The following is a 25,506-nucleotide window of genomic DNA, read 5'->3' on the forward strand; positions in this document are numbered from 1 at the left end:
TATATATGATTATTGTATAAAAAATAAATTATGAAAAGATTATAAGGGGGCTGGATTATGTTTAAAAAATTCAAGAAAGGAACAAAGGAAAAAGAAGTTAATAACAGAGGGTCGGAATACATTCATAAAGAATTACTAATAAAAGCCTTCACAGAAATTATTGAAGGCAAAACAATTAAAGTGAATATTGAAGAACTTGGCTCAAAAGACGTTGCAGATAAATGTAATGAATTGATAAGTGTATTGTGTGAATCTAGAAGAAAATCTATCTTGGAAATAAATGAAATATTGAGAATGGTAACAAGGATGGATTCTGTTAGAGATATGATTAAAAGTGTGGATACACAAACTGAAGCACTGCATTCCATGTCTGCAAGCAGTGAAGAATTAACAGCCTCTATTGAAGATGTTTCCAATATGTCACAAGAGGTATCTGAAAATTCAAATGAGGCAAAACAAATTACTGAAACTGGCGTAAAAAACATTACTGATTCTATTGAATTTGTAAGAAAATCCTTTGATGATATAGAAATTATAGATAATCATATGCAGGGTGTTAAGGAGAAAACCAATACTATAAATCAAATCATTGATATTGTAAAAGAAATTGCTGATCAAACTAATTTACTTGCTTTAAATGCTGCAATTGAAGCTGCAAGGGCAGGGGAGCAAGGCAGGGGGTTTGCTGTTGTTGCAGGGGAGGTAAAAAAATTAGCTGAGAATACAAAAAATTCAGTTCTAAATATTCAAAAGAATGTTTTGGATTTACAAAATGATATAGATTTATCAGTAAATAAAATTAATCAAACATCAAGACAATTAGAATCAGGCAAACAACTTGTTGATGATGCATTTCAATCAATAAATTTAATTGATAACTCAATTGATACAGTTAATGAGACAATTATTCAAGTTGCGGCAAATACAGAAGAACAAACTGCTGTAACTCAATCTTTTACTAGTAGTATTACGAAACTTTCAGAGCAGGCGGATTATATTGATAATAGCTGTCAGGATACAGGGCGTATGATATATGATTTAAGTAAAAAAATAGACTCAATTAGATTGGAAATGGTTAAAAATAGATTATGCTTAACCGATTCAGATATGGTTGAAATTTATAAAACTGATCACTTGTTATGGAGATGGAAAGTATATAATATGCTTCTTGGTAATGAAAAGGTTGATATAAATGTTGTTGGAGATTATAAACAATGCAGACTTGGAAAATGGTACTATGGAATAGAGTGTGATAAGTTCAGAAATAATAAATTATTTAACGAATTAGAAAAACCGCATATTGAATTACATAATATTGCAAAAGAGGCCGTTATTGCATATGAGAAAAATAATATAAAGGCAGCAGAAGAAGGACTGAAAAATATGGATAAATGCTCAGAAAAGGTATTTGCTATACTAGATGAAATGAAAGTTACTTTATTTGAATAGAATGTAAATAATATTTTATTTAAATTGTCTTCCAAGAAAGTCGTTCATTCAGTACTGTTAGTAAACGTATTGTTGTATTACTACACTAATAGACTTCATCAAATAAAATATGATATACTTTTTAATGTATTATTTTTATAAAGTTGTATCTTAAGGAATCATGTTAGGGATACTAAGATAAGCATAATATTTTAAGAAAGGTAATTTCGTTCATGGAAAATATCAATGAGAAAATTTATAAAAATAGGTGGATTATTCTTTTTAATGTGGTTTTGGTAACCTTTATGGCATGTCTAGACAGCAGCATTGTAAATGTAGCCTTACCTAAAATGTCTGAAAGGCTCGATGTAAGCATGGCATCAATTGAATGGGTTGTAACAAGCTATTTAATTGTAGTATCAGCAAGTATTTTAATTTTTGGAAGACTAGGAGATATAAAAGGTAAAACAAAGGTATTTAAATTTGGAATCATAGTATTTACCTTTGGTTCCTTAATGTGTGGAATAACAAGCTCCCTGTCATTTTTAGTTGCGGCAAGGGTGCTTCAAGCTATTGGAGCTGCAGCTACTATGTCAGCTAATCAAGGAATCATAACTCAAGTTTTCCCAAGTACCGAAAGAGGCAGAGCACTAGGTATTTCAGGAACCTTTGTAGCCCTTGGAACTATGGTTGGTCCGCCCCTTGGGGGCTTTATAGTATCAGCCTTTAGCTGGGAATACATATTTTTGATTAATGTACCTATTGGTATAATAACCTTTATTATGGGACTTAAAATACTTCCAAGTAAAGGAAAGGCCTTAAATGAAAAGTTAGATTTAAAAGGAGCAATACTCTTTGTTATAAGTATAGTTTTGCTTTTTGGAGCAATCACTCAAGGCCAAACTTCTGGATATAACAATCCTTTAATTATAACTGCGTTAGTAATTTCAGTGGTATCCTTTATAATGTTTATTCTTACAGAGAAAAGGATTAACGACCCACTGCTTCAGCTTTCAATATTTGATAATAAACTTTTTTCCTTAAGCATTTTTTGTGGATTTATATCCTTTATAGCAATTAGCTGTACTAATATTATTCAACCCTTTTATTTGCAGGATGCACAAAAATTATCAGCTTCAGTTACAGGAATCTTAATGGCGGTATACCCATTAGTTCTATCTGTTGTTGCACCTGTAAGCGGATATTTATCTGATAAGATAGGGTCGGAGTTTCTGACTTTTTTAGGGCTGGTATTTACAAGTTTAGGCTTATTTTTATTGTCCAGTTTAACTGCGAATTCCAGTATATTACTCTTAATTATCTTTGTAAGCATAATGTCTTTAGGTAATGGATTATTTCAATCTCCAAACAATTCACTTATAATGTCTACTGTACCTAAAAATAAATTGGGCATTGCCGGAAGTATTAATGCCTTAGTTAGAAATTTAGGTATGGTTTTTGGAATTTCATTCTCTACTACCTTTTTATATAATAGAATGAGCTATAAGGCTGGTTATCATGTAGTTAATTATATACAAGGAAGAGATGATATATTTATCTATGGCATGAAATGGGTGTACATAGGAGCAGGCTTAATTTGTGTCAGCGGTGCTTTACTTACTGCTTTTAGATTATATACTATAAAAAATAATAAAAAGGCTGTTACTTAAAATAAATTTAATTAAAAATAGTGTTGATGAAGCTTATGCTTTATCAACACTATTTTAGTAATAGCATTAACTTGCCTTTACATTATTTAGAACAAATTTATATATAACATGGGCTACACCATTTTCTTCATTGCTTAAAGTAATATAATCGGCTGCTTTTTTAACTTCAGGGAAGGCATTACCCATTGCAACTCCTAGGCCTGCAAATTGAAGCATATGAATATCGTTACCTGCGTCTCCTATGCATATAACTTCATCACTTTTTATTCCTAATTTATTAGCTAGCAGTGCTACACCATAACCCTTATTTATCTTTTTATCTAAGAACTCAAGAAAATAAGGAGAACTTCTAAGTACAGAATACTTCTCATAAACTTCTTTAGGTAGCTTTTCTATTGCTTTTGTTAGAATTTTTGGATCATCAACCATCATTATTTTAACAATTGAAGTATCATAAGGTAAGTTATTAAAATCAACTTCTTTAAGTGGAATATCGTTAATGTCTTTTTCTATTTGACTATAGGGGTTCCACTTTGGTGTTAGGCAAGAATTTATAGTCAGAATATGAATATTAACCTTTAATCTTTTACTAAGCTCATATAAATAAGAAACATCTTGTAGAGTCATAAGTGTTTTTGCTAAAATTTTATTTGTTTTAGTAGCTTGTATTAAGGCACCATTATAAGCAATGGCATAATCACCGTCACCCATTAAATCAAGCTCATTTAAGTACTTTTTAATTCCGTCTATTGGTCTTCCTGAAGAAAGGACAATTTTAACTCCTTTAGTTTTAGCCTTTTGTATCGCTCTTAAGGTTTCATTAGAAATAGTTTTATCTTCTCTTAGTAATGTGCCATCCATATCTATTGCAATTAATTTATACAACAATATCACTCCTAATATTCATTCAAACTAAATAATCTATGATAAATTATTTAGACCTCTGCATAAAGTTGCAATCTATTTATCACATAATTATTATAGCATTGGAACTAGAAAAATGAATGGAATAAACTGTAATGTAAATGTTCACAACTGGATTTGGTAAAAATTATTTGAAAAGAATTTTAAAAACTGATATAATTTAAGGCGTTTGTATATAATAAATATTAAATCTAAGGTCTGCCTTCATACAGACTTTTTGCATATTTAATTTATTAAACAAGAAAGGATGGATAAAATGGCGGACTTTATAAAAGAAATAGAAAGAAGAAGAACCTTTGCGATAATTTCTCACCCAGATGCAGGTAAGACTACACTTACAGAAAAGCTCCTTTTATACGGGGGTGCCATAAGGATGGCAGGTTCTGTTAAGGCTAGAAAGGCAGCAAAGCATGCAGTTTCAGACTGGATGGAAATAGAAAAGCAGAGAGGTATTTCAGTAACTTCTTCTGTAATGCAGTTTAATTATGATGGTTATTGTATTAATATACTTGATACTCCAGGACATCAAGACTTTAGTGAAGATACCTATAGAACCCTTATGGCTGCTGATAGTGCTGTAATGGTAATTGATGGTGCAAAGGGAGTAGAAGAGCAGACAAAAAAGCTTTTCCATGTATGCAGCCTTAGGGGTATACCAATTTTCACTTTCATTAATAAGATGGATAGAGAAACTAAAGATCCCTTCGAACTTCTAGAGGATATAGAAAATGAACTAGGAATTAAATCCTATCCAGTAAATTGGCCAATTGGTACTGGAGCCGAATTTAAGGGAGTTTATGATAGAGAACATAAGATGGTACAGGCTTTTAATGGTGGAAATCATGGGCAGACACAGGTAGAATCATTAGAAGGCAATATAGAAGATGGTGTTTTCAAGGATTTACTTGGAGAGGCCCTCCATAATAAGCTTATAGAAGATATAGAACTGTTAGATATAGCTGGTGATGAGTTTGATGTTACAAAGGTAAGAAATGGAGAGCTTACTCCAGTATTCTTTGGAAGTGCTTTAACCAATTTTGGAGTAGAGCCATTTTTGAAGGTGTTCCTTGATTTAACTTCTGAGCCACTTCCAAGGCAGTCAGATCAAGGCGAAATTGATGTATTCAGCCCTGAGTTTTCAGCCTTTATATTTAAAATACAAGCTAACATGAATCCAGCCCATAGAGATAGAATAGCTTTTATGAGGATTTGCGCAGGTGAATTTAGAAAGGGCATGGAGGTCTACCACGTTCAGGCTGGAAATAAGATAAAGCTGGCACAGCCACAGCAATTTTTAGCACAGGATAGGGAAATTGTGGAGGAAGCTTATGCGGGAGATATAATTGGTGTCTTTGACCCGGGAATATTCAGCATTGGAGATACCCTTTGTGAAAGTTCTAAAAAGTTTAAATTTGAGGGGATTCCAACCTTTGCACCTGAATATTTTGCCAGAGTAAGAACTATTGATACAATGAAGAGAAAGCAATTTATTAAGGGGATTACACAAATTGCACAAGAGGGAGCAATACAGGTATTTAAGGAACTTCATATTGGTATTGAAGAAATTATTGTAGGCGTAGTTGGAGTACTGCAATTTGAAGTACTTGAATATAGATTAAAGCATGAATACGGTGTAGATATAAAAATGGATAGGCTTTCTTATAAATATATAAGATGGATTGAAAATACTGAATTAACGCTTGATAACCTGAATTTAACCAGTGATACTAAGAAGGTTAAGGATCTTAAAGACAGGAATCTTTTAATATTCCAAAGTGACTGGGCTATAAGCTGGGCTTTAGAGCATAATAAAGGTTTAATACTTTCTGATATAGCTAAGAATAATGAATAAAAAATGAAAGACTTTATGTCTTTCATTTTTTATATATCACACAGATTTTCTTCTGCCAAATATGGCGTCAATAATAAATACTACCGCCGCTACAATTAATAACAGATTTATCATGCTTCCGCCAATTCTGAATATTAGTCCTATAAGCCAGAATAATACTACAAAGCCACCTATCCAGCGCAAAACAGCCATTTAAATTCCTCCTTTTGTCGGAACACTGAGCAATAAAGCTCTCTCGTTCCCACTCGATAATTGCTCGTAAATGTCCATTTAGGACATTTACCTCCCTTCGGTCGGAACACGGGGTAATTTAACCCATTCGCTCCGCTCACAAATTACCCGTTAAAGCCCATTTAGGGCTTTAACCTCCTTTGTATATAACTAGTATTTACAACAATTCGACTAATTATAACAATATATTTGTTATTTGTGTATCCATACACTTTGAAACTGATTTATTCTGTGTATAATAAATTATAGATAAATAAATTTTAATAATAAAGGACGGGTGGGATTTTGACATGGAAAAGCGCCGAATAAAGTCGAGAAATAAAACAGTTGATATTGTACAAGTTGCACTTATGGCAGCAATGGCTTTTATTGTAACATATGTTATTGAAATACCAGTAGGTACAAAGGCAGTACTGCATTTAGGAGACACTATTGTATTTGCTGCAGCAATTTTACTAGGAAAAAAGAAGGCAGCATTAGCTGCAGCTCTTGGAATGGGATTATTTGATTTATTATCGCCATATGCAATTTGGGCTCCTTTTACTTTTGTTATAAAAGGCGTTATGGCCTATATTGCTGCTTCTATAGCCCTTAGAAATGCCTATAATGGAGAGAACCTCATTAATAACATAATAGGTTTCGCAATTGCAGGAATTTGGATGATTTTAGGTTACTTTATTGCCGGAGGAATTATATATGGAAGCTTTATAGTTGCCTTAGGAGATATACCAGGCAATGTAATTCAAGTGGCAGCAGGAATTATACTTTCAATTCCATTAATTAAGGCTTTGAAAAGAGCTAATATTTTCAAGAACAATCTTTAAATTTATTACTTAAAAGGGCTGTATCAAAATATGCACTATTTTGATACAGCCCTTTTATTATACAAAAAATTAAAAGAGAGGTATATCTACCTCTCTAAATTAGAATCTTCTTTCTCTTTGGCTGTTCTTTTCGTTCTTTCTAGCTCTTCTACAATCTGGGCATCTTACTGGATCATTTTCGAATCCTTTTTCCTTATAGAAAGCTTGCTCGCCTTCTGTAAATACAAATTCTTTTCCACAATCTTTGCAAACGATGTTTCTATCTGCCATGTTAAAAATCCTCCTTTAATCATAGGGACTAATTGTTCATAGATCACATTCCCTTAAAATGATTAAAGGGGTAGAAGTGCCTTGAAAAATTAACCCGAAAATATATGAGCTTTGCTCAATAATAATTATATCACATCAATAATAAAATTCAATATACCTTAAAAGTTATATTATAAAAAATATAGGTAATTATTTGAAAAAGTTAGAAGATTTCGGATGATTTTTTAAAATAAATAGATTTTATTAATTTTAGTTGCTAAACTATGAAAATTTGATTAATATATTTATAGTAACATATGGAAAAAGGAAAGGAAGGTAATTTTTTATGCCAAGTACATATTCATTTGATGTAGTTTCAGAAGTTGATATGCAGGAAGTTGACAATGCTGTTAATCAAGCAAGGAAAGAAATAGAGCAGAGATATGATTTTAAAGGAAGCAAAACAGAAATTGAAGTTAATAATGATGAAATAAAAGTCAGCTCTGATGATGAATTTAGACTAAAAGCTGTTATTGAAATTTTAAAAGCTAAATTTGTAAAAAGAGGAATATCTCCAAAAGCATTAGATTTGGGCAAAATAGAAAAAGCCACTATGGGTACTGTTAAACAAAATGGAAAGCTTGTAAAAGGAATTTCAAAGGAAAAGGCTAAAGAAATAGTAGCAGAAATTAAAAATAGTAAGCTTAAGGTGCAGGCTCAAATCATGGAAAATCAAGTAAGAGTTTCTGCAAAGGACAAGGATGATTTGCAGGCTATTATAGGTTTACTTAAGGGTAAAGACTTTGGAATTGACCTGCAGTTTACAAACTATAGATAAGAAGCAAGGGTCGTGATGGGGTGTTGGGAACTATTGTAAATGCATTAGCTATTATTGGAGGAAGCCTTGTTGGTTTTATTCTTAAAGGCGGGATTCCAAAGAAAATTAATGAAACTATTATTAAGGGCTTAGCCCTTTGCATTTTGGTAATAGGAATATCAGGAGCCATAAAATCTCAAAATATGCTGGTGGTAATCTGTTCTATAGTTATAGGGGCACTTATTGGTGAAGCCATTGATATAGATGCAAGATTATTTAAATTAGGAGATTCAATAGAACACAAGCTTCAAGGAAAAGGCGGGAAAATTTCTGAAGGCTTTGTAACAGCAAGTTTAGTTTATTGCGTTGGAGCTATGGCCATTGTAGGTTCCTTAAACAGCGGTTTAAAGGGGGATAATAGTATACTCTTTACAAAGTCTGTGCTAGACGGTATTTCAGCAATAATGTTTACTTCAACTTTAGGAATAGGAGTAGCTTTATCTGCAATTCCAGTCTTTTTATACCAAGGAATTATTACAATTGGAGCTTCCTATTTACAAGGTATTTTGACACAGACAGCTATAATAACTGAAATTTCTGCAGTGGGAAGTGTGCTCATAATGGGACTTGGCTTTAACATGCTTGGACTTACAAAAATAAAGGTTGCAAACTTTCTTCCTGCAGTATTTATTCCTATAATTTATTTTTTAATTTTTTAGATATTACTATAAATATATAAAGAACCTCATGTTTTAATAAAAAACATGGGGTTTTTCAATATCTAAGTAATAAAAATTAAAGAAGGAAGAATCCTTCTTTAATTTTTTACTTACTATTATTTTTGAACTTTTCCTTAGTATTTTCTTCTTGAGCCTTATTATTTTGTTTATAGGCTGCACTTCTTGAATGATATTTACAACTGTTAGGACCAGATGAAGGCTCCTGATGCTCATTTTCTTTTCTTCCCATAGCTTAATCACCATCCTTATAATGCCTGCAGTTATAGTATGTGATTATTTTTCATATTTAAACTATGAGAAAGATTAATTTATTAAACAGGAAGCCTCAATTTTAGTTTTCATGCATTATATAAGTTGTTCCCAATCTAGATATAACTGTTCTAAAATACTGTTTGCAGCGGCAATTTCTTTATTTACCTCTTCACTTTTCTCAGGATTTGAATAAGTTTCCTTAAGACATAGCAGGTTTTGTAATTCTGCTAGCTTTTTTTCATTACTGCTGATTTCCGCTTCGATATTTTTAACTTTTAAAAGTTTTTCTTTTTCCTGCTTTTCTATTTCTCTTTTTTTCTTTCTTTCTTCTTGAATTTGAGTTTTAGTTTTTCCCTGGGCTGCTATTTCTTCTTCAAATCTTAAAGGATTTTTCTTTTTTTCTATATAGTAGCTATAATTACCTAGATATTCTTTAACTCCATCTTCTTTAAGTTCATAAATTTTATTAATTACCTTATTTAAAAAATATCTGTCATGTGAAATAACCAGCACTGTACCATCATAATTTAGAATGGATTCCTCTAAAGCTTCTCTAGATGGTATATCCAAATGATTTGTAGGTTCGTCTAAAAGTAAGAAATTAGATTTAGAAAGCATTAGTTTTAATAGATTTATTCTACATTTTTCCCCACCGCTAAGTGTATCAATGTTCTTAAATACATCATCACCTGTGAATAAAAATGCTGCCAAAGCATTTCTAAGCTCTGTAGTAGTCATATTAGGGAAATCATCCCAAACTTCATCTATAACACTTTTCTCTGAATGCAAATTAGACTGCTCCTGATCATAGTAGCCAATAAAAACATTTTTGCCGAGAACCTTAACACCTGCATCTTTTTCAAGGTTATCCATAATAATTCTAAATAAGGTGGTTTTTCCTCTCCCATTTTCTCCGATTAATGCTGTTCTTTCTCCTCTTTTAATATCCAAATCCAAGTTTTTAAACAAAAGCTTTTCACCAAAGGCTTTACTTAAATTTTCAATATGCAGAACATCATTACCAGATTTTATTTGGGTTTCAAAGGAAATTTTAGCAGCTTTTTTATCCTTATCAGGTGCCTCGATTCTTACAATCTTATCAAGTGCCTTTTCTCTGCTTTCAGCAGCCTTAATACTTTTCTCTCTATTAAAGGAACGGTAGCGTTCAATTATTTCTTCCTGTCTTTTAATTTCAGCTTGCTGAATATTATAGGCCTTAAGCTGAACTTCATAATTTTTCTTTTTAAGTTCTACAAAAGCAGTATAATTTCCATTATAGCTGTTTACACGTCCGTTAATTAGTTCAATAGTCTTATTAGTAATAGAATCTAAGAAAAACCTATCATGGGAAATTAAAATAACTGTACCTTTATAATTCTTTAAATATTCTTCAAGCCATTCAATGGCATCTAAATCAAGATGATTTGTAGGTTCATCTAGCAAAAGAATATCTGGGTTAGTTAATAACAGTTTAGAAAGTGCAACCATTGTTTTTTGACCGCCGCTTAAGATATTGATATTTTTATTAAAATCCTCTTCATTAAAACCGAGGCCTTTTAAAACCCTATTAATATCTGCCTGATAGGTAAAACCGCCTCTGTTATTATAAAGATCTGTTAAGGAGGAGTATTCATGAATAATTTTTTCATGATAATCCTTCCTTGAGCTGTCATAGGGTTCATTTAATTTTTCAGTTAATTCCTTTATTCTATTTTCCATTTCAATAAGTTCATTAAATACTGTTAAAAGCTCATCATAAATAGAATTAGTACTTTCTAAGGCTAAGTGCTGAGATAAGTAGCCAATCCTCTTATTTTTTTCAATAAATAAATCACCTTTATCTTGTTCCAGCTGACCTGTTAGAATTTTGAAAAGTGTTGATTTTCCAGCACCATTAGCACCTATTAAACCAACTTTCTCACCTTCGTTTATATTAAAAGTAATTGAATTTAATATAACTTCAATACCATAGCTCTTATTTATTTCCTTACAACTTAAAACTATCACTTTTATCACTCCAAATTTTTTCATCCATTAGTGTATATTGTACTATGTTATAGAGATATTTAAAAGAGGCATAAGCTTTACTATTCTTTTATTACTTATTAACAAAAATATTGACAGTAAAAAAAAATTAGGTAATACTATAAGGTATATATTAAAAATAACTTAATGGATGTGAGGAAAGCAATGGATAAAAAGAAAAATAATATATCAATGGCTGTTATAAAAAGGCTTCCTAAATATCATAGATATTTACAAGAATTATTAGAAAATGATATTGATAGAATTTCATCAAAAGAGCTTAGTGAAAAAATAGGCTTTACTGCTTCTCAAATTAGGCAAGACTTAAATTGCTTTGGTGATTTTGGTCAGCAGGGTTATGGTTATAATGTAAAAGATTTAAGCAATGAAATACGTTCAATTTTAGGGCTTACAAAAGATTACAACACAATAATTATCGGTGCTGGTAATATAGGTCAGGCCATTGCAAATTATACTAGATTTGATAGGTTAGGTTTTTCTCTACTTGGTATATTTGATGCAAACCCTAAGATGGTTGGACTAAGTATAAGAGATGTTGAAATTAAAGATGTTGATAATCTGCCAGAATTCTTGCACAAAAATAAAGTTGATATTGGAATAATATGTGTTCCCAAAAATAGTGCACAAAAGGTTTGTGATGCCTTAGTTAAAAATGGAGTTAAAGCTATTTGGAATTTTGCACCTACTGATTTAGAAATTCCTGAGGATGTTGTAGTTGAAAATGTACATTTAAGTGAAAGCTTGCTTACTCTTTCTTATTTATTAAAGGATAGAAACGAAGAGTAAACTTATCAGAAAAATTGAACTCTTACAAATATTAAAAATAATATACACATTTAATTGAAAGATAAAAATAAAAAGTGTATAATAATAATTGGAGCTGATGCTTCAATTATTTTTATACACTTTTGTTAATATTTTAACATAGTGAAGTTTATATTTAAAATACGGGGGGATATGGGTGAATAATATTATTTTTGAAAAGGAAAATCATATTGCTATTGTGACTATTAATAGACCTAAGGCATTAAATGCATTAAATTCAGAAACGCTTTTTGAGCTAGATCAAACTATAGACGAGATACTTAAGGATGAGGACATTTATGTAGTATTAATAACAGGAGCTGGAGAAAAAGCTTTTGTTGCTGGAGCAGATATTATGGAGATGAAGGACTTAAATGTAATACAAGGAAGAAAGTTCAGTATGCTCGGCAATAAGATTTTTAGGAAGATAGAGAACATGGAAAAGCCTGTTATAGCAGCGTTAAACGGTTTCACCTTAGGAGGTGGCTGTGAACTTGCTATGGCTTGTGATATAAGAATTGCTTCTACAAAGGCAAAATTTGGTCAGCCGGAAGTGGGACTAGGTATAACACCAGGCTTTGGCGGAACCCAGAGATTATCTAGACTGGTTGGGATGGGAACAGCCAAGGAATTATTGTACACAGGAAGGGTCATAGATTCAAATGAGGCTTATAGAATAGGTCTTGTTAACAAGCTCATAGAGCCAGAAAGGCTTATGGAAGAGGCAAAAAATCTTGCAATTTCAATAGCTGCAAATGCGCCAATAGCTGTAAAACTATGCAAGTCAGCAATCAACAGGGGCATGCAGGTGGACATAGATACAGCAATAATGTATGAGGCAGAGGTTTTTAGTGAGTGTTTTTCAACAAATGACCAAAAAGAAGGAATGGAAGCATTTTTAGAAAATAGAAGCAAGAAGTTTTCTAATAGCTAATAATCTACAGGAAAAATGAAGTTGAGTATTAATTTTTTAAAGGAAATTTTTATAACTCGTCTTAAAGCATAGAATTGTATAAAGTGGGGGGAAATTTATGGATTTTACATTTACAAGAGAGCAGGAATTTGTCAGACAAATGGTTAAGGAATTTGCAGAAAATGAAGTTAAACCAATTGCTGCCGAAATAGATGAAACCGAAAGGTTCCCAATTGAAAATGTAAAAAAGATGGCAAGGTTTAATATGATGGGAATACCTTTTCCAGTAGAATACGGCGGAGCTGGCGGAGACAATCTTTCTTATATAATTGCTGTAGAAGAATTATCCAAGGTTTGCGGATCAACAGGGGTTATACTTTCAGCTCATACTTCCCTTTGTGCAGGCTTAATTCATCAGTTTGGAAATGCTATGCAAAAGGAGAAATATTTAATACCTCTTGCTAAAGGGGAGAAGCTAGGTGCCTTTGGGCTTACTGAGCCAAATGCTGGTACAGACGCTGCAGGTCAGCAAACTACAGCTATCCTGGAAGGAGATCATTATGTAATAAATGGTTCTAAGATTTTCATAACAAATGGAGGAGCTGCAGATACTTTTGTGATTTTTGCAATGACAGATAAAAGCAAAGGGGTAAAGGGAATATCAGCCTTTATAATTGAAAAAGGCTATAAAGGTTTTTCAATAGGGAAAAGAGAAAATAAACTTGGAATAAGAGCTTCTTCAACTACTGAACTTATTTTTGAAGATTGTATCGTACCAAAAGAAAATCTAGTTGGGCAAGAAGGTAAGGGCTTTGGCATTGCCATGAAAACTTTAGATGGCGGAAGAATTGGTATAGCTGCACAAGCACTTGGAATTGCAGAAGGAGCTTATGAGGAAGCTTTAAAATATATGAAGGAAAGAAAACAATTTGGGAAAAGCATAAGTGCTTTTCAAGGACTTCAGTGGATGATTGCTGAGTTAGATGTAAAAATAGAAGCGGCCAGACTTCTTGTTTATAAGGCTGCTTTAAATAAGGATAATGGTATTCCATATTCTGTGGAGGCTGCAAGAGCAAAGCTGTTTGCTTCAGAAACGGCCATGGATGTTACTACAAAGGTTGTTCAAATTTTTGGAGGTTATGGCTATACAAAGGATTATCCAGTGGAAAGAATGCTGAGAGATGCCAAAATAACTGAGATATACGAAGGAACATCACAGGTTCAGAAGATGGTTATTGCAGGAAGTGCGCTTCGTTAACTGTAGAAATGGGGGTTTATTATGAATATTATTGTATGCATTAAACAAGTACCGGATACAAATGAAGTTAAGATAGATCCGATTACTGGAACACTTATAAGAGAAGGTGTGCCTTCTATTATAAATCCAGATGATAAAAATGCACTAGAAGAGGCCTTAGTATTAAAAGAAAGATATAATGCTAATATTACTGTTATTTCCATGGGACCTCCTCAAGCTGAAAATGCTTTAAGAGAAGCCCTTGCTATGGGGGCAGATGAGGCAATATTAATCACTGACAGGGCCTTTGCAGGTGCTGATACCTTAGCTACTTCCAGAGCATTAGCTGAAGCAATTAAAAAACTTCCCTACGATATTGTATTTGCTGGAAGGCAGGCCATTGACGGGGATACAGCTCAAGTAGGTCCTGAAATAGCTGAGCATTTAAAGCTGCCTCAAGTTACTTATGTTGAAAAGGTGGAATTTGAAGGTGCTAAGCTAAAAGTTAGAAGAGCTTTAGAAGATGGCTATGAAATTATTAAGGTAAAGACACCAGTTCTGCTAACAGCAATTAAAGAATTAAATGTTCCTAGATATATGAATATTAAGTACATTTATGAGGCCTTTAAAAAAGAAATTAAGTTATGGAACGCAAATGATATTGATTTAGATAAATCAATGCTTGGACTTTTAGGTTCGCCTACAAAAGTTAGAAAGTCAATGACAAAAGAGGCTAAGGGTAAAGGAGAGGTAATAAATATGCCTCCTAAGGAAGCTGCAAGTGTAGCAATAGCAAAGCTTAAGGAAAAACACTTTATATAAGGGGGGGAAAAAGGTGGATAAGACTAATTATAAAGGTGTATGGGTATTTGCAGAGCAGAGAGGCGGCATCCTTCAAAAGGTTTCATTAGAGCTTTTAGGAAAGGGCCATGAAATTGCTGAAAAGTTAGATACTGAATTAACTGCTGTTCTTATTGGTAATGAAGTGAAGGCTTTAGGAAAAGAGCTAACAGCTTATGGGGCACATAAAGTTTTGATTATAGAGCATCCACTACTTGAAAATTATACAACGGACGGTTATACAAAGGTTTTGTGCGATTTAGTTCAGCTTAAAAAGCCTGAGATATTATTAATAGGGGCTTCTTATATTGGAAGAGATTTGGGACCCAGGGCTGCAGCTAGACTTAGCACAGGGCTTACAGCAGACTGTACAGGACTTGATATAGATAGAGACACTAAAAACCTTATGATGACGAGGCCAGCCTTTGGGGGCAATTTAATGGCTACCATTGAATGTGTTGACCATAGGCCACAGATGGCAACAGTGAGACCTGGAGTGTTTGAAAAGTTACAAAAGTCAGAAAATAATAGTGGCGATATTGAAGTTGTTAATGTAGAATTAGAACAAGAGGATATTAAGACTGTTGTTGAGAAAATTGTTAAAACAGCAAAGGATGCAGTAGACATAAGTGAAGCAAACTTTATTGTTTCAGGGGGAAGGGGAATAGGCTGCAAGGAAAATTTCGTAATTTTAAAGGAACTGGCAGATGCCCTAGGCGGTACAGTAGGAGCTTCCCGTGCGGCAGTAGAAAATGGCTGGATGGATAAGAACTATCAAGTAGGGCAGACAGGCAAGACTGTTAGGCCCAATGTATATATTGCCTGTGGTATATCGGGTGCAATCCAACATTTGGCTGGAATGCAGGAAAGTGATTATATTATAGCTATCAATAAGGATGCTGAAGCACCACTTATGAAGGTAGCAGATTTAGCCATTGTAGGAGACTATGCTAAGATAATTCCAGAACTTACAGAACAAATAAAGCAGCTTCGCTAAAGACAATTATAATTAACAATGTATTGAGACTGATATCAACTTAATAAAATAGTTAATATAAATTTTTTTAGGGGGTTACTATGGAAAAAATATTTGTATTAGGAGCAGGCACTATGGGGGCAGGCATTGCTCAGGCTTTTGCTGCTAAAGGTTATGAGGTGACTATTAGAGATATAAAAGATGAGTTTGTTGACAGAGGGCTTCTTGGAATCAAGAAAAACCTTTCAAAGCTGGTAGACAAGGGTAAACTTACTGTTGAGGCTATGGAGGATATTCTTTGCAAAGTATCTGGCACAACAGCTTTAGAGGCTGCTGAAGATTGCGACCTAATAATTGAGGCAGCTATAGAAAATATGGAAATAAAGAAAAATATATTTAAAGAACTAGATATGCTCTGCAGGGCTGAAACTATTTTTGCTACAAATACATCTTCACTTTCTATTACAGAAATAGCATCAGCAACTAACAGACCAGACAGATTCATAGGCATGCACTTTTTTAATCCAGCTCCAGTTATGAAGCTTGTAGAGGTGATAAAGGGCATTGCAACCTCTGATGAGACCTTTAATACAGTCAAAGAGCTTTCGATAGCAATTGGAAAAGACCCTGTGGAGGTAAAAGAAGCTCCTGGTTTTGTAGTAAATAGAATTTTAGTACCTATGCTAAATGAGGCAATAGGAGTTCTGGCAGAAGGAACCGCTTCTGCAGAGGATATTGATAAGGCAATGACGCTTGGTGCAAATCATCCAATGGGACCACTAACACTTTCAGACTTTATTGGAAATGATATTGTACTTGCAATCATGGATGTATTATATAATGAAACAGGAGATCCTAAATATAGACCACATACCTTGCTTAAAAAATATGTAAGAGCTGGATATCTAGGAAGAAAAACAGGCAAGGGCTTCTTTAATTATAAATAAATTTGTAATAAGAAAAAGCTAAATATATTATGTTATATGAGCTGATGGTTGCAAGAAGTTACAAGCTCGAAATAGCCACAAAACCAAGTGTTTTCCTATCAAAGGAACAATACTTGGTTTTGTGGCTATTCTTTTACTAAGAAATATTAAACTGTGCAGCATAAACCTACTGGCTGCAGCTCGTAAGCAGCTTCTGTTTATTTATAAATTATTAATACATTAATAAAATAGTATGCTATAATGATAATATAACAAAAACTGACTGATTAATCAATAAAACAACTATAACCGGTATTTTCCAACATTAATTTTATGTTTTAAAATTAAAAATTTTATTATATAATATAACTGCTGCTTATACTAATCTGACAAAAAACGTTTTCAATAGACACAATAAGACAAATAAATCATTAAGGACTTAATAAATATAAAGGAATATAAGGAGGATCTTATGTACAAGATAGCAGGAAAAAGACTTTTAGTACCCAATATATATTTAATGGATGTTGAAGCACCTCGAGTAGCAAAGGCAGCAAAACCCGGACAATTTGTAATAGTTAAGATGGATGAAAAGGGCGAGAGAGTTCCACTTACCATTTGTGATTATGACTCGGAAAAAGGAACAGTTACTATAGTATTTCAAAGCATGGGAACCTCAACAAAAGAAATGGCTGAATACGAAATCGGAGAGAGCTTTAGTGACTTTGTTGGGCCCCTTGGCCAGCCTTCCGAAATGGTTCATGAAGATATTGAAACCTTAAAACAAAAGAAAATTATGTTTATAGCCGGCGGAGTTGGTGCAGCTCCTGTATACCCTCAAGTTAAATGGCTTAAGGAAAGAGGAATTAAAGCAGATGTTATAATGGGAAGTAAAACAAAGGATTTGCTTATTTTAGAAGAGGATATGAAACAGGTTGCAGATAGAGTTTATGTTGCAACAGATGATGGCTCCTATGGCTTTAAGGGAATGGTTACAGATTTACTTAAAGACTTAGTCTTAAATCAAAGTAAACATTATGATATGGTTGTTGCTATTGGACCTATGATAATGATGAAATTTGTCTCAAAGCTTACTAAAGAGTTAGGTATTCATACCATAGTCAGCCTAAATCCAATTATGGTTGATGGAACAGGAATGTGCGGTGCTTGCAGAGTCACAGTAGGCGGTGAGACGAAATTTGCATGTGTTGATGGCCCGGAATTTGATGCTCATTTAGTTGACTTTGATGAAGCTATGAGAAGACAAACTATGTATAAAACAGAAGAGGCAAAGTCTGAATTTAGAAAAAGTCACAGCGGCGGTGGCTGCTGCGGCTGCGACAATAAATAGATGGAGGGAAATGCGATGGATAGAATGAAAAGAACTCCAATAAAAGTTCAAGATCCAGAGATAAGAAAAGCAAATTTTGAAGAAGTTTGTTTGGGATATACAAAGGAAGAAGCAATGCAGGAGGCATCAAGATGTCTAAATTGTAAGAATCCGCTATGTGTTACTGAATGCCCTGTTACTATAGGAATTCCAGAATTTATACAATATGTTAAGGCAGGCGAATTTGAAAAGGCAGCAAAGGTAATTGCAAAACAAAGTTCACTTCCTGCAGTATGTGGAAGAGTATGTCCGCAAGAAACCCAATGCGAAGGCAAGTGTATATTAGGAATTAAAGGGGAGCCTGTGGCCATAGGAAAACTTGAAAGATTTGTAGCAGATTGGTCTAGAGAAAATAACATAGATTTATCAGAAACAAGCAGTCAAAAAGGAAAAAAGGTTGCCGTAATAGGAAGTGGTCCTTCAGGACTAAGCTGTGCAGGGGACTTAGCTAAGCTAGGCTATGAAGTTACTATTTTTGAAGCTCTCCACGAACCAGGCGGAGTATTAGTATATGGTATTCCAGAATTTAGGCTACCAAAGGAAGATGTAGTTAAGAAGGAAATTGAAAATGTTAAAAAGCTTGGAGTTAAAATAGAAACTAATGTTATTGTAGGAAGAACGGTAACAATAAATGGACTGTTAGAAGATGAAGGCTTTGATGCTGTTTTCATTGGTTCAGGTGCAGGGCTTCCTAAGTTTATGGGAATTCCAGGTGAAAATTCTAACGGCGTATTTTCAGCCAATGAATTTCTAACAAGAACCAACTTAATGAAGGCCTTTAAGGAAGATTATGCTACTCCTATAAAAGTAGGAAATAAAGTAGCAGTTGTTGGCGGCGGCAATGTGGCTATGGATGCTGCAAGAACTGCATTAAGACTCGGTGCAGAGGTTCATATAGTTTATAGACGTTCTGAAGCGGAACTTCCAGCAAGAGTGGAAGAGGTTCATCATGCTAAGGAAGAAGGAATTATCTTTGACATGCTTACAAACCCAACTGAGGTACTAGCAGATGAAAAAGGCTGGGTTAAGGGAATGAAGTGTGTTAAAATGGAGCTTGGAGATCCAGATGCTTCAGGAAGAAGAAAGCCGGTTGAGGTACCTGATTCAGAATTTATCATGGATTTAGATACGGTAATAATGTCCCTTGGAACTTCACCAAATCCATTAATATCTTCAACCACTGAAGGCTTGGATATTAATAAGAAAAAATGCATTATTGCTGAAGAGGAAACAGGACTAACTACAAAGGAAAGAGTATATGCAGGCGGCGACGCAGTTACAGGAGCGGCCACTGTAATATTAGCAATGGGTGCAGGTAAAAAAGCAGCTAAAGCAATTGATGAATTTTTATCAAAATAATAGAATAAAGTAAATGGGCAGTGCTATATGTACTGTCCTTTTTTGTTGATAATAATCATTATTAATTATATACTTAAATTATTAAAAGTAAATTTTGCAGAATGTAGGACAAAATTTGCAGATTGAGGTGGAATATGGATTATTCAAGAATAGAGAACTTTGAAAATGGAGTTATTCTTAAAGATATAAAAAACTTTGAGCTTTCACACATATTTGATTGTGGACAATGTTTTAGATGGAATAGACAAGAAAATGGGAATTATATAGGCATAGCCTATGGCAAAGTAATTGAAGTTGAGAAAAGGGATAAGGATGTTTTGATTTATAATACTAATGAAGAGGAATTTTATGAAATCTGGCAGAATTATTTCGATTTAGAAAGAGATTATTCTAATATAAAGGAGATATTAAGTAAAGATAGCCTCCTTAAGGTTTCAGTGGAATTTGGTCATGGAATTAGACTGCTGCAGCAGGAGCCTTTTGAGCTTGTAATTTCCTTTATAATTTCTTCTAATAATAGAATTCCTATGATTAAAAAAGCCATTGATAATATAAGCAGGAAATTTGGAAATGCTATTTTATATAAGGAACAAACCTATTATAGTTTTCCTACCTTAAAGCAGCTTTCAAAAGCAACTGTTACTGATTTAGCTGCTTGCAGCACTGGATTTAGAGCTAAATACATTGCTGATACAGTGGAAAAAATTAATGAGGCAAATGGTAATGAAAGTGGTTTTGAATATGACTTAAACTGGATTAAAGCACAAAATGATGATGGTTGTCATGAGGCACTGCAGGAATTTAGCGGTGTTGGCCCTAAGGTTGCTGATTGTATCATGTTATTTTCAATGGGAAAGTATTCTGCTTTTCCTGTAGATGTATGGGTAAAAAGAGCAATGCAGCACTTTTATTTAGCACCAGATGTTTCACTTAAAAAAATAAGAGAATTTGCTAGAAATAAGTTCGGGGAGCTTTCAGGATTCTCTCAACAATATTTATTTTATTATGCAAGAGAAAATAATATTAAACTATAAACAAAGGGTGAATTATGTTAAATAATATTAAGAAAGCAATCAAAAATGGCTTGGATTTCTTATATCAAAAAAAGGCCTATATAATTTTATCAATTGTTGCTATATTTGTAATTTATATTGGCTATGAATATTACTCGAGATATTTTGATATTCTTAAGAGTCCAAAGAAAATTAAGAATATTATCCTATCTTATGGCAGGTATAGCCTTTTTGCCTTTTTAGGACTTCAAATACTGCAGGTTGTTGCTTTCTTTATTCCTGGAGAAGTAATTCAAATTGCTGGTGGATACATATACGGCACCTTTCTTGGAGGGTTACTATCTTTGATAGGTATAACCTTAGGAAGCTCACTTGTTTATGGTATTGCTAGATTATATGGCAGGCCTTTAATAAAAAAAATAATTTCAGAAAAACAATTAACCTTCTTTAGCAAAGTATTAAAGCTAGGAAGTATGAATTATGTAGTTTTTTTATTATATCTAATACCTGGAATACCGAAGGATGTACTAGGTTACATATGTGGTATTTCAGAAATTAGCTTTCGGAATTTTCTGCTATACTCTACTTTAGGAAGAATACCAGGAATTTTTATTTCAGCATATTTTGGAGCAAAAATTTATGTAGGAAATAAAATTATACTCATTGTTATTTCAGTTATTATGACAATATTATTTATTTTTGGGGTTTTTAAAGGTGAACAGATAATAAGGAGATTAACTAAAAAGGTTACCTAAAAAAGATTTGTTTTAATATAAGGCATCATTGTTTTTAATTACTAAATGTGCTACAATTTAGATAAAATTGTAAAATGTATGGGGGTCGCAAGATGGATTTTACTGAAATAGAAAGTCTTATTAGTAAGATTGATGGAGTCTTAAACACTAAGCTTGTAGTTGATGAAGAAAACTTACAAGAAGTTCATATATTAGGAAATACTTTAAGAGCACCAAAGCAGATAGTTAGAGATATAGAATCTTCACTTCTAGCTGTCTTTGATTATAGAATTGATAGAAAGATAATAAGTATTGCGCAAATACATACCGATGATGCTCCGCATCTAAGAAGGATAAAGTATAGTGGAATAGACTTTAAAATAGATGGTAATGCCTTAGAATGCACAGTTTACCTTATTCATGACGGAGAAGAGTACTCAGAAAAGATTAGTGGTATAAAAACTGCAGCAAATCGAAAAAAAATAGTTGCAGCAGCTACAGTGCGTTCTATTGAAGCTGTTCTAGGACAAGCCTATTTATTTAGTGTTGAAGACGTTTATATACATACAAGTAAAGATATAAGTTATGTTACAGTTATTATTAATATGGTTTTAAATGAAACTGAGGAAATACTAGTAGGTTCAGCAATAGTGAACCAAGACACCAATGAGTCAATTGCCAGAGCAGCCTTAGATGCAGTAAACAGAAGAATTTTACGAGGCACTATTTAACACAGTCTATAAAGACCGGTTAATATTTTTTTCTTTACCCTAGCGGAGTGAAATATGACAGTTCTTAGCGGAATACTGTTAATTTTACGATAGGGGGAATGTGAAATGAAGAAGTTATTGCCATTATTCTTAGCTTTACTTGCACTTTTAGCTGCAGGTGGTTCAGTTTGGACATGGAGCTAAAATTTTAATATAACCGGTCTTTATATATTTTAGGGGGATAATATGAAAGGTTTATCTTTAAAACTTAAGATTTATCTGATTTCTTTATATTTGTTAACTTTTATTTCAGTAATCATAATTATTAGGAATAATATATTTTCATTTTATCGACCCAATTATACCGAAGTGGCATTTTTTATCTGTTTTATAGCTATAGCAGAAAGTTTTAGGATTGTATATAAAGGTATGGCAATAAGTACAAGCTTTGCAGTGCAAATTGCAGCAATTATTTTTTATGGACCACTACTTGCATGTCTTATAGTTATTATTGGAACTTCATTAAGATTTAAAAAAGTAGATGGTAAGTATCAGCATATTTTCAACGATCCTTTATATAAAACTTTGTTTAACTATTGTGTTCAAGTAGTACCAATGTTGTTTGCAGGTCTAGTATATACCCAATTAGGAGGAACATATAATACAAATAATATATTAGCGAAATTTTATATGATTTCCATTTTTTCAATTATATACCTTTTGCTTAATACTTTATTGATTTCTATATTATTTTCTATATTAAACAATAAAAATATTTTTTTCTTTTTTGTAAGCAATGTAAAATTAAGTCTCCTTAATAGCTTTATAATGACACCTTTTGGAATTGTTCTAGCGTACATGTTTAATAGATATGGGTACATAGGTGTTTTATTAATTATATTCCCAATAGTTTTAGTGAGATATACCTTTTCATTATATATTGAATCAAAAAATCAATACGTACAAACTGTAGACACTTTAATGCATGCCATGGAAGCTAGAGATAAATATACTGAAGGTCATTCTAAAAGGGTTTGCGAAATTTCAAGTAAAATTGCTAAAGAATTAAAATACAGCGATACGAAAATTGAAAGAATACGTATAGCTTCGCTTTTACATGATGTTGGTAAGATAGGTATAGATGATAAAATTTTAAATAAACCAGGAAGACTGACAAATGAAGAATATGAAATAATTAAGAGCCATCCGGAAATAGGTTACAATATTCTTAAAGACATCAAAAATTTACAAGATTTATTACCTATAGTTCGTAATCATCACGAAAGGTATGACGGAAAGGGCTATCCTGATGGAAAAAGTGGCAATGACCTTAATTTAGACGTATTTATAGTTCAATTGGCAGATTCCATTGATGCCATGTCTACTGACAGACCTTATAGAAAAGCGTTAAGTGAGGAAGAAATTATGGCTGAAATCAATAGATTTAGAGGCAGTCAGTTTCATCCAAAGGTTGTAGATGCCTATACAAAGATTTTAGAGAAGCATAAAGAACAAAAGGCGGTGTAGAATGTTTCTTTTAGCATTTATAATAGCCATAATTATTGGATACGCTTTAAATGGCAGACTTAAGAATATAGATGCGGCAAAGGTTAAACTAATAAGCTTTGTATTTATATCTTTTTTTATGGAATTTATTCAGCTTACACTGATAAAGAAGGGATATTTGCACATAGGAATATTAACCTACATTAGTGACGTTATTATGTATGCACTATTGCTAATATTTACTTATGCTAATAGAAGAAACAAATGGCTTCTATTATTAGGAATTGGTGCTATGCTTAATGCAGTTGTTATATTTGCTAATGGCGGAGTAATGCCTGTAAGGCTGGAGACAGTTAAGTCTTTAGGCTATTCTGGGGATGTAGCACTGCAGGGATTATATAAATTAACTAGTGAAAACACCAAGCTTTATTTTTTAGCTGATATAATTCCAATTAGGTATCCAAAGGCTGGTATTGCAAGCATTGGAGATATAATAGAAATACTTGGAATGGCAATTTTTATTATAACCGAAATGAAGAATAAGAAGAGTTCTAATAATATTGTAGAAAATGAAAGATAGCTTCAAAATATAAAATACACCAGTAGCATATATTTTATATTTTGAAGCTATTTTTTTAACTTGTTTAACTATAAAATAAATCTCTCTTCTTAGATTTATTATTTTTTTTATAAATTACATAACATATTAAACTAAAAATTGCCAGTAGTAACAAAATCATAACTGCACAATGTAAGAAAAATTCTTGAGGAAGTACATTGATTATTGGATCCTTAACAGGGTCAAATTCCCAATAGTTATTTCTAAAAAATATTTCGTGAAATATAGTAAAGCTTTTATCAAAATTAATTGCAAAAGGTATTGCTAAAGCAATAGGAAGTGCCAAAAGTAAAATAGAGCTATATTTCAGATATTTATAACCTTTCTCTTTAATCATTAAAATTATCCCTATTATGCTTATGATACCAGTTATATACATAAGATAGTTAAATTTCATAAATAGAGCTTTTACTTCTGAAAAATGAATTTCACCTTGTGCTGACATTGGAAAAGATGGCATTTGAAGTTTAGCAATATTCTTGTTTTGGGTGTAGTCTATTAGTATATTGTAGTTTTTCATGATTTCATCTTTGGACATTCCATAGTCCTTGGCAATGTTTAAATGATCAATATCATAAAAATAAAGCTGTCTAAAGGCCAAGGTTGCTTTAACTGCAATTGAAATTAGAAATAAAGTTAAGCAGATGGATAAAATAATTGTAATAATTTTACTGAAGCCCTTGCTCATTTGTTTCCCTCCCGTATTTCTTACTAGCACACAACAATTATCAATTGTTGTGCCTCATGAATTTCTCAAATCGTACATTATTAATATACATTTTATTTTAAAGAATATAAATATTATAGTCAACGGCTTAAGTAGGCTGAAAGCCATAATTTAAAATAAATTCAATAATAAAAAGAATATTTTCTTTTTAACTTGATTATAATAGTAATTGTTTGGATAATATTACTATGTAAAATAATCTTTATTTAAGATTAATAATGAAATTTGAAGAAATAATGTAAAAAAATAATCTTAAAGTAGATAATGCATTATTTTTCTTTCTAATTGGGTATAGATAAGTTTAAGTGAGACTTGATTTTATATTTCTGATTAACTATATTATAATTATATTAGCACTCAATGATATTGAGTGCTAACAATATGATGCTAATAATAAATAAAAATACATTAAGGAGGGGTTTAAATGAAAGTTAGACCACTTGGTGACAGAGTTGTTATTAAAAAATTAGAAGCTGAGGAAAAAACAAAGAGCGGTATCGTTCTTACTGGTGCAGCTAAGGAAAAACCACAAGAAGCATTAGTTGTTGCTGTTGGACCTGGAGGAATGGTTGATGGCAAGGAAATAAGAATGGAAGTAAAAGTAGGAGATAAAGTTTTATGCTCCAAATACTCCGGTACAGAAGTTAAAGTTGATGGTGAAGAATACACTATCGTTAAACAAGATGACATACTAGCTATAGTTGAATAATAAATTGGAG

26 protein-coding genes are annotated in these 25,506 nt (G+C 32.5%); 20 read left to right on the top strand and 6 right to left on the bottom strand.

Annotated elements, in window-relative coordinates; genetic code table 11:
- Positions 1 to 57: 57 nt before the first annotated feature.
- Both ACJDUG_RS05465 and ACJDUG_RS05470 read left to right on the top strand, forming a co-directional pair.
- On the top strand, positions 58 to 1,449 hold the full coding sequence (locus tag ACJDUG_RS05465) for a methyl-accepting chemotaxis protein (protein WP_406768894.1): 1,392 nt from the start codon (positions 58 to 60) through the stop codon (positions 1,447 to 1,449).
- Positions 1,450 to 1,661: 212 nt separating this feature from the next.
- Positions 1,662 to 3,098 (top strand): MFS transporter, encoded by a 1,437-nt coding sequence (locus ACJDUG_RS05470; RefSeq protein WP_406768895.1) that lies wholly within the window; start codon positions 1,662 to 1,664, stop codon positions 3,096 to 3,098.
- Between the two features lie 66 nt (positions 3,099 to 3,164).
- On the opposite strand, the gene yidA is transcribed toward ACJDUG_RS05470, so the two are convergent.
- On the bottom strand, positions 3,165 to 3,983 hold the full coding sequence (gene yidA, locus ACJDUG_RS05475; protein ID WP_406768896.1) for a sugar-phosphatase: 819 nt from the start codon (positions 3,981 to 3,983) through the stop codon (positions 3,165 to 3,167).
- Between the two features lie 295 nt (positions 3,984 to 4,278).
- On the opposite strand from yidA, the gene ACJDUG_RS05480 reads away from it, so the two are divergent.
- Positions 4,279 to 5,874: a peptide chain release factor 3 gene (locus ACJDUG_RS05480; protein ID WP_406768897.1), complete on the top strand. Its 1,596-nt coding sequence runs from the start codon at positions 4,279 to 4,281 to the stop codon at positions 5,872 to 5,874.
- Between the two features lie 36 nt (positions 5,875 to 5,910).
- On the opposite strand, the gene ACJDUG_RS05485 is transcribed toward ACJDUG_RS05480, so the two are convergent.
- The gene (locus ACJDUG_RS05485; protein ID WP_406768898.1) at positions 5,911 to 6,066 is read right to left on the bottom strand and encodes a DUF5670 family protein; all 156 of its coding nucleotides are present in this window, start codon (positions 6,064 to 6,066) and stop codon (positions 5,911 to 5,913) included.
- A 329-nt stretch (positions 6,067 to 6,395) separates the two neighbouring features.
- Here ACJDUG_RS05485 and ACJDUG_RS05490 point away from each other — a divergent pair, with 329 nt between their 5' ends.
- Complete coding sequence (locus ACJDUG_RS05490; RefSeq protein WP_406768899.1) at positions 6,396 to 6,929, top strand: ECF transporter S component; 534 nt, start codon at positions 6,396 to 6,398, stop codon at positions 6,927 to 6,929.
- Between the two features lie 99 nt (positions 6,930 to 7,028).
- Here ACJDUG_RS05490 and ACJDUG_RS05495 read toward each other — a convergent pair whose 3' ends face one another.
- Positions 7,029 to 7,199 (bottom strand): zinc-ribbon domain-containing protein, encoded by a 171-nt coding sequence (locus ACJDUG_RS05495; RefSeq protein ID WP_406768900.1) that lies wholly within the window; start codon positions 7,197 to 7,199, stop codon positions 7,029 to 7,031.
- Positions 7,200 to 7,524: 325 nt separating this feature from the next.
- Between ACJDUG_RS05495 and ACJDUG_RS05500 the strand changes: the two genes are divergently transcribed.
- A complete protein-coding gene (locus ACJDUG_RS05500) occupies positions 7,525 to 8,016 on the top strand; it encodes a YajQ family cyclic di-GMP-binding protein (protein WP_406768901.1) in 492 nt (163 codons plus the stop codon).
- A 20-nt stretch (positions 8,017 to 8,036) separates the two neighbouring features.
- On the top strand, positions 8,037 to 8,714 hold the full coding sequence (locus ACJDUG_RS05505; RefSeq protein WP_406768902.1) for a DUF554 domain-containing protein: 678 nt from the start codon (positions 8,037 to 8,039) through the stop codon (positions 8,712 to 8,714).
- A 106-nt stretch (positions 8,715 to 8,820) separates the two neighbouring features.
- Here ACJDUG_RS05505 and ACJDUG_RS05510 read toward each other — a convergent pair whose 3' ends face one another.
- A complete protein-coding gene (locus ACJDUG_RS05510) occupies positions 8,821 to 8,964 on the bottom strand; it encodes a hypothetical protein (protein ID WP_406768903.1) in 144 nt (47 codons plus the stop codon).
- Between the two features lie 116 nt (positions 8,965 to 9,080).
- Complete coding sequence (locus ACJDUG_RS05515; RefSeq protein WP_406768904.1) at positions 9,081 to 10,994, bottom strand: ABC-F family ATP-binding cassette domain-containing protein; 1,914 nt, start codon at positions 10,992 to 10,994, stop codon at positions 9,081 to 9,083.
- Positions 10,995 to 11,177: 183 nt separating this feature from the next.
- Here ACJDUG_RS05515 and ACJDUG_RS05520 point away from each other — a divergent pair, with 183 nt between their 5' ends.
- The 13 genes from ACJDUG_RS05520 to ACJDUG_RS05580 all read left to right on the top strand — a co-directional run bounded on the left by ACJDUG_RS05520 (position 11,178) and on the right by ACJDUG_RS05580 (position 24,021).
- Positions 11,178 to 11,819, top strand: a complete 642-nt coding sequence (locus ACJDUG_RS05520; protein WP_406768905.1) for a redox-sensing transcriptional repressor Rex — start codon at positions 11,178 to 11,180, stop codon at positions 11,817 to 11,819.
- Between the two features lie 169 nt (positions 11,820 to 11,988).
- Positions 11,989 to 12,771 (top strand): short-chain-enoyl-CoA hydratase, encoded by a 783-nt coding sequence (locus tag ACJDUG_RS05525; RefSeq protein ID WP_406769098.1) that lies wholly within the window; start codon positions 11,989 to 11,991, stop codon positions 12,769 to 12,771.
- 97 nt (positions 12,772 to 12,868) lie between these two features.
- A complete protein-coding gene (locus ACJDUG_RS05530) occupies positions 12,869 to 14,008 on the top strand; it encodes an acyl-CoA dehydrogenase (RefSeq protein WP_406768906.1) in 1,140 nt (379 codons plus the stop codon).
- A gap of 21 nt (positions 14,009 to 14,029) precedes the next feature.
- Entirely contained in the window at positions 14,030 to 14,809 is a 780-nt protein-coding gene (locus ACJDUG_RS05535) for an electron transfer flavoprotein subunit beta (protein ID WP_406768907.1), read from the top strand.
- A 13-nt stretch (positions 14,810 to 14,822) separates the two neighbouring features.
- A complete protein-coding gene (locus tag ACJDUG_RS05540) occupies positions 14,823 to 15,824 on the top strand; it encodes an electron transfer flavoprotein subunit alpha/FixB family protein (protein WP_406768908.1) in 1,002 nt (333 codons plus the stop codon).
- Positions 15,825 to 15,904: 80 nt separating this feature from the next.
- Entirely contained in the window at positions 15,905 to 16,750 is an 846-nt protein-coding gene (locus tag ACJDUG_RS05545) for a 3-hydroxybutyryl-CoA dehydrogenase (protein ID WP_406768909.1), read from the top strand.
- A gap of 451 nt (positions 16,751 to 17,201) precedes the next feature.
- Positions 17,202 to 18,080, top strand: coding sequence for a sulfide/dihydroorotate dehydrogenase-like FAD/NAD-binding protein (locus ACJDUG_RS05550; protein WP_406768910.1), 879 nt, complete (start codon positions 17,202 to 17,204; stop codon positions 18,078 to 18,080).
- A gap of 15 nt (positions 18,081 to 18,095) precedes the next feature.
- Positions 18,096 to 19,478 (top strand): NADPH-dependent glutamate synthase, encoded by a 1,383-nt coding sequence (gene gltA / locus ACJDUG_RS05555; protein ID WP_406768911.1) that lies wholly within the window; start codon positions 18,096 to 18,098, stop codon positions 19,476 to 19,478.
- A gap of 134 nt (positions 19,479 to 19,612) precedes the next feature.
- Positions 19,613 to 20,512 (top strand): DNA-3-methyladenine glycosylase family protein, encoded by a 900-nt coding sequence (locus ACJDUG_RS05560; RefSeq protein WP_406768912.1) that lies wholly within the window; start codon positions 19,613 to 19,615, stop codon positions 20,510 to 20,512.
- A gap of 14 nt (positions 20,513 to 20,526) precedes the next feature.
- Positions 20,527 to 21,246 carry a TVP38/TMEM64 family protein gene (locus ACJDUG_RS05565; protein ID WP_406768913.1) on the top strand — a complete coding sequence of 240 codons (720 nt, stop codon included), beginning with the start codon at positions 20,527 to 20,529 and terminating at the stop codon, positions 21,244 to 21,246.
- Positions 21,247 to 21,338: 92 nt separating this feature from the next.
- Positions 21,339 to 21,956, top strand: a complete 618-nt coding sequence (locus ACJDUG_RS05570) for a hypothetical protein (protein WP_406768914.1) — start codon at positions 21,339 to 21,341, stop codon at positions 21,954 to 21,956.
- A gap of 408 nt (positions 21,957 to 22,364) precedes the next feature.
- The gene (locus ACJDUG_RS05575) at positions 22,365 to 23,462 is read left to right on the top strand and encodes an HD-GYP domain-containing protein (protein ID WP_406768915.1); all 1,098 of its coding nucleotides are present in this window, start codon (positions 22,365 to 22,367) and stop codon (positions 23,460 to 23,462) included.
- A gap of 1 nt (position 23,463) precedes the next feature.
- The gene (locus ACJDUG_RS05580) at positions 23,464 to 24,021 is read left to right on the top strand and encodes a DUF5317 domain-containing protein (protein ID WP_406768916.1); all 558 of its coding nucleotides are present in this window, start codon (positions 23,464 to 23,466) and stop codon (positions 24,019 to 24,021) included.
- Positions 24,022 to 24,085: 64 nt separating this feature from the next.
- Here the strand turns inward: ACJDUG_RS05580 and ACJDUG_RS05585 are convergent, their stop codons facing one another.
- On the bottom strand, positions 24,086 to 24,748 hold the full coding sequence (locus ACJDUG_RS05585; protein WP_406768917.1) for a TIGR01906 family membrane protein: 663 nt from the start codon (positions 24,746 to 24,748) through the stop codon (positions 24,086 to 24,088).
- Between the two features lie 463 nt (positions 24,749 to 25,211).
- Here ACJDUG_RS05585 and groES point away from each other — a divergent pair, with 463 nt between their 5' ends.
- Entirely contained in the window at positions 25,212 to 25,496 is a 285-nt protein-coding gene (gene groES, locus ACJDUG_RS05590) for a co-chaperone GroES (RefSeq protein ID WP_406765201.1), read from the top strand.
- The last annotated feature ends 10 nt before the right edge of the window (positions 25,497 to 25,506 follow it).

It is taken from the genome of Candidatus Clostridium stratigraminis (genome assembly GCF_045310675.1).
GTDB classification, from domain to species: Bacteria; Bacillota; Clostridia; order Clostridiales; family Clostridiaceae; genus Clostridium_AT; species Clostridium_AT stratigraminis.